The 4,893-nt window shown below is 68.1% G+C and carries 4 protein-coding genes; 2 read left to right on the top strand and 2 right to left on the bottom strand.

The features are described from left to right. A partial coding sequence (locus QZ847_RS10245) for an acetate--CoA ligase (protein WP_294356239.1) occupies positions 1-1,371 on the bottom strand: 1,371 nt, incomplete at its 3' end. 136 nt (positions 1,372-1,507) lie between these two features. Here QZ847_RS10245 and QZ847_RS10240 point away from each other — a divergent pair. After that, positions 1,508-1,894: a PilZ domain-containing protein gene (locus tag QZ847_RS10240; RefSeq protein ID WP_294356237.1), complete on the top strand. Its 387-nt coding sequence runs from the start codon at positions 1,508-1,510 to the stop codon at positions 1,892-1,894. Here QZ847_RS10240 and QZ847_RS10235 read toward each other — a convergent pair. After that, the gene (locus QZ847_RS10235) at positions 1,879-3,267 is read right to left on the bottom strand and encodes a short-chain fatty acyl-CoA regulator family protein (RefSeq protein WP_294356235.1); all 1,389 of its coding nucleotides are present in this window, start codon (positions 3,265-3,267) and stop codon (positions 1,879-1,881) included. The two genes, QZ847_RS10240 and QZ847_RS10235, sit on opposite strands and share 16 nt — an antisense overlap. 101 nt (positions 3,268-3,368) lie before the next feature. Between QZ847_RS10235 and QZ847_RS10230 the strand changes: the two genes are divergently transcribed. Next, positions 3,369-4,893: acyl-CoA carboxylase subunit beta (locus tag QZ847_RS10230; RefSeq protein ID WP_294356233.1), on the top strand; the 1,525-nt coding region annotated here is incomplete at its 3' end.

Genomic DNA, 4,893 nt, shown 5'->3' with positions numbered 1-4,893 from the left:
CGCACCGTCCAGCACCTGGCCGGTCTCATCCACCAGTTGCGGCTGGACACCGGGCAGCGGTCTGGTCGCGGAGCCGGGTTTCAGGTCGGTCGCGCCGGGCAGGGGAGCGATCATCGCACCGCCGGTCTCGGTCTGCCACCAGGTGTCGATGATCGGCGAGCGGCCCTCGCCGACGACATCGTGGTACCAGCGCCACGCCTCGGGGTTGATCGGCTCGCCCACCGTGCCAAGCAGTCTGAGCGACGCGCGGCTGGTGGCTTGAACGGGCGCATCGCCTTCCTTCATCAATGCGCGAAGGGCCGTCGGTGCGGTGAACAGCGTGTGGACCTGGTGCCGGTCGACCACCTGCCAAATGCGGCTCGCATCGGGCCACGTCGGCAGACCCTCGTACATCAGGGTCGTCGCGCCATTCGCGAGCGGTCCGTAGACGATATAGGTGTGCCCGGTGACCCAGCCGATGTCGGCCGCGCACCAGTAAACGTTGGGTGCGCGATAGTCGAAGACGAGGCCGTGGGTAAAGGCGGCCCATAGCAGGTACCCGCCGGTCGAGTGGAGCACGCCCTTAGGCTTTCCGGTCGAACCCGAGGTGTACAGAATGAACAGCGGGTCCTCCGCGTTCATCGGTTCTGGCGCGCAATCGTCGGCCACATCGGCGACGGCGTCGTGATACCAGATATCGCGCGCGCCCGTCGCCACCTCCCCGCCGGTTGCGCGAATGACCAGCACGCGCTCCAGCGTTGGGGCATGGTCGGCGGCGGCGTCGACGTTCGCCTTGAGCGGGATCGTCTTGCCCCCGCGCCGACCGTAATCGGCGGTGACGACGATCTTCGACCCGCAATCCTCGATCCGGCCGGCGAGCGCGTCGGGGGAGAAGCCGCCGAACACGACCGAGTGGATCGCGCCGATCCGCGCGCAGGCGAGCAGCGCGAAGGCGGCTTCCGGAATCATCGGCAGATAGACGGTGACGCGGTCGCCCTTTTTCACGCCCTGCGCCTTCAGCACGTTGGCAAAACGGCAGACCTCGCGGTGAAGCTCGGCGTAGGTGATCCGGCGCGGTTCCTCGGTCGGAACATCGGGTTCCCAGATGATCGCGACCTGGTCGGCGCGCTCGGCCAGGTGGCGGTCGATGCAGTTGACGCTGGCGTTGAGCGAACCGTCGGCGAACCAGCGGATGTGGAAATCGTCGGTATCGAACGACCAGTCGCCGGCGGTCGCGGGAGGCTTCATCCAATCGAGCCCGCGGGCCTGTTCGAGCCAGAAGGCGTCGGGCTGCTCGACGCTTCTCGCATACATCGCACGGTAGCCGGCGGCATCGACGCGCGCTTCATCTGCCGAGGCGGCGGGAACGGGGAACAGGTCGTTGTCGGACACGCGCAGGGCTCCTTTTCCTGCGGCGATGCATGCGCCCGGTGAGTGGGGAGGGCAAGCATCGTGCGCGTGCCAGCCGCGCTTGCTCGCAGTCCGTTAGCGATTTCGTAACCTTTCGATGCGTAAGGCGCGAAGCGCCATGCAACCGATGCCCTCCGCCACCGACGACACCGCCGCCGCCCGCGATCCGCGTACCAGCGTGATGCTGAGCGCCGACGTCGTGCGCAGCGAAGGGTCGCAGCCGACGCAGCACCGCGTGCTCAACGTGTCGGTCTCGGGCGTGTGCATCGCCAAGCCGATCGGCCTGATCGCCGACATGCCGGTGCTGGTCTCGATCGGGCGCATCGACCATGTCGCGGCGCGCGTGAAATGGGTGCGTGATGACCGCGCCGGGCTGCGCTTCGACGAGGCGATCGATCTCGACGCCGCGCGCCAGCGTCGCGCCGGCAACGCCGCACCGCCGCCGCCGAGTTCGGGCTGGATGGCGAGCGCCAACGAACGCTTTCGGCGTCAGATCACCGCGTAGGGCACGACGCCGCGCGTCGCCGGATCGACGCGGATCGTACGATCGGTCGGCGGAAAGGCGCGCTGGTCGCAGTCGCTGCGCGGGCACAAGCGGCACGAAATGCCGATCGGGGTCGGCGCGCCGGCCTGCCCGTGCGAGACACCGACCGCGTCGGCGTAGACGAAGTCGGCGGCGTGCACCGCCTCGCATCCCAGCACGACCGCGTAGCGGCGCGGCGCGCGCGCGAAGCGGCCCGATGGCTTCACCAATCCCTTTGCCATCGACACGTAGCGGACGCCGTCGGGCGTTTCGGCATGCTGGACGAGGATGCGGTCGGGGATCGCCGCTGCCTCATGGACGTGCCACAGCGGACAGGCGCCGCCGAAGCGCGCGAATTGCAGCCGGGTGGCGGAATGCCGCTTCGTGATGTTGCCGGCCATGTCGACCCGGCAGAAATAGAACGGCACGCCCTCCGCTCCCGGCCGCTGCAATGTCGACAGGCGGTGGCACGCTTGTTCGAAGCTGACGCCGAAGCGCCGGGACAGTCGGTCGATGTCGTGGCGCACCACCTTCGCCTCGGCGCGAAACGCGGCATAGGGCATGACGAGCGCGCCTGCGGCGTAATTGGCGAGGCCAATGCTGAGCAGCCGGCGCGCCTCGTCGTGTACGAGCGGGGCGGCGGCGACGATCTCCGCAATCGGTTCGGCAAAGGCGATCGCGGCGAGGCGGTGCGCGATGAGGAAGCGGCGCGTTTCCGGCGGAGCGGCGGCGGCGAGCGTCAGCACGCGTCCGTCGAAGCGCGCCAGCGGTGCGGCATCGGCCGGATCGAGCGCGAGCGTGACGCGAAAGTCGGTCAGTCGCTGCTCGAACGTCTCGCCTCCGTCGGCGAGCGCCTCGCCCGCGCGGTCGAGCGCGTCGACGTAATTGCCCGCGTCGTGGAACCAGTCGCGTACCGCCTCCCAGGGTAGGCGCGCGCCGGAACCGGCATGCCCGGCGCTCGAGGTCATCGCTTCCTCTGCCAGTGCGGCGCGTTCTTCCGCCGCGCGCTTGGCGGCGTGGAGCGCGACCAAGCGATCGGCTAGGTCGGGCTGCTCGACCGCCAGGCGCGCAACACCCTCCGCGTCAAGCGGCGCGACGGCAGGATCGGCGAGCGCAGCCGTCAGCGCCGCCAGCCGGCGTGCCGGCACCTCTCCCTCGATCCCTGCGAGCGCAGCGGGGAAGTGGCGCGCAAGTGCCGCGGTGACCGCCGCCGTCAGCGGACGCTCGCCGCTTTCCAGTTGCGACAGATAACTGACCGATAGCCCCAGGCGTGCGGCCATCGCGCGCTGGTTCAGCCCGGCCGCGCGGCGCAGGTCGCGCAGACGTTCTCCGGCGTAGAGGCGCGCGCGGGGCATCGCTCACGCCTAGTTCGCAATCGTTCCGTTCGCAACTTCGCAACTTCGCATTTGCGCAGGCGCCCGCGAGCGCGCAGGAGAGCATGTCAGAGGAGATCAGGATGTCATCGACGCTCGCCGAACTCGAGAAAAAGCGCGCCGCGGCGAAGCTGGGCGGCGGGCAGAAGCGGATCGACGCGCAACACGCCAAGGGCAAGCTAACCGCGCGCGAGCGGCTCGACGTGCTCCTGGACGAGGGATCGTTCGAGGAACTCGACATGTACGTCGAGCATAATTGCGTCGACTTCGGCATGCCTGAGCAGGTGATCCCCGGCGACGGCGTCGTGACCGGATCGGGCACGATCAACGGCCGGCTGGTGTTCGTGTTCAGCCAGGACTTCACCGTCTTCGGCGGCTCGCTGTCCGAGCGTCACGCGCAGAAGATCTGCAAGATCATGGACATGGCGATGAAGGTCGGTGCGCCGGTCATCGGCCTGAACGACTCCGGCGGTGCGCGCATCCAGGAGGGTGTCGCCTCGCTCGGCGGCTATGCCGAAGTGTTCCAGCGCAATGTGCTGGCGAGCGGCGTGGTGCCGCAGATCAGCCTGATCATGGGGCCGTGCGCGGGCGGCGCGGTGTACAGCCCGGCGATGACCGACTTCATCTTCATGGTGAAGGATTCATCCTACATGTTCGTCACCGGCCCCGACGTGGTGAAGACGGTGACCAACGAGGTCGTGACGCAGGAGGCGCTCGGCGGGGCGGTGACGCACACCACCAAGACCAGCGTCGCCGACAATGCATTCGACGACGACATCGAGGTGCTGCTCGCCACCCGCGATTTCTTCGACTTCCTGCCGGGCTCGAACCGCCAGCCGGTGCCCGAGCGGCCGAGCGATGATCCGTGGGACCGCGTGGAGCCGAGCCTCGACACGCTGATCCCCGCGTCCGCCAACCAGCCGTACGACATGCACGAACTGATCCGAAAGACCCTCGACGAGGGCGACTTCTTCGAGATCCAGCCGGGACACGCCGCCAACATCATCTGCGGCTTCGGACGCGTCGAGGGGCGTACGGTGGGGGTGGTGGCGAACCAGCCGATGGTGCTGGCGGGCGTGCTCGACATCAATTCGTCGAAGAAAGCGGCGCGCTTCGTCCGCTTCTGCGACGCGTTCGATATCCCGATCGTGACCTTCGTCGACGTGCCCGGTTTCCTGCCCGGCACCGCCCAAGAGCATAACGGCATCATCAAACACGGCGCCAAGCTGCTGTTCGCCTATGCCGAGGCGACCGTGCCGAAGATCACCGTGATCACGCGCAAGGCGTACGGCGGCGCATACGATGTGATGGCGTCGAAGCACCTGCGCGGTGACCTGAACTATGCTTGGCCGACCGCCGAGATCGCGGTGATGGGCGCGAAGGGCGCGGTCGAGATCATCTTCCGCGGCCGCACGCCGGAGGAGATCGCAGAGCGTACCGCGCAGTATGAGGCGCGTTTTGCCAACCCGTTCGTGGCGGCGTCGAAGGGCTTCATCGATGAGGTCATCATGCCCCACTCCACCCGCCGCCGCATCGCGCTCGGCTTGCGCAAGCTCGCGGGCAAGGCGTTGGAGAACCCGTGGAAGAAGCATGACAACATCCCGCTTT

Source organism: uncultured Sphingomonas sp. (assembly GCF_913778135.1).
In the GTDB taxonomy this organism is placed as follows: domain Bacteria; phylum Pseudomonadota; class Alphaproteobacteria; order Sphingomonadales; family Sphingomonadaceae; genus Sphingomonas.
Note: the sequence above shows the minus strand (reverse complement) of the source record. Positions and strands in the feature narration are given on the sequence as shown.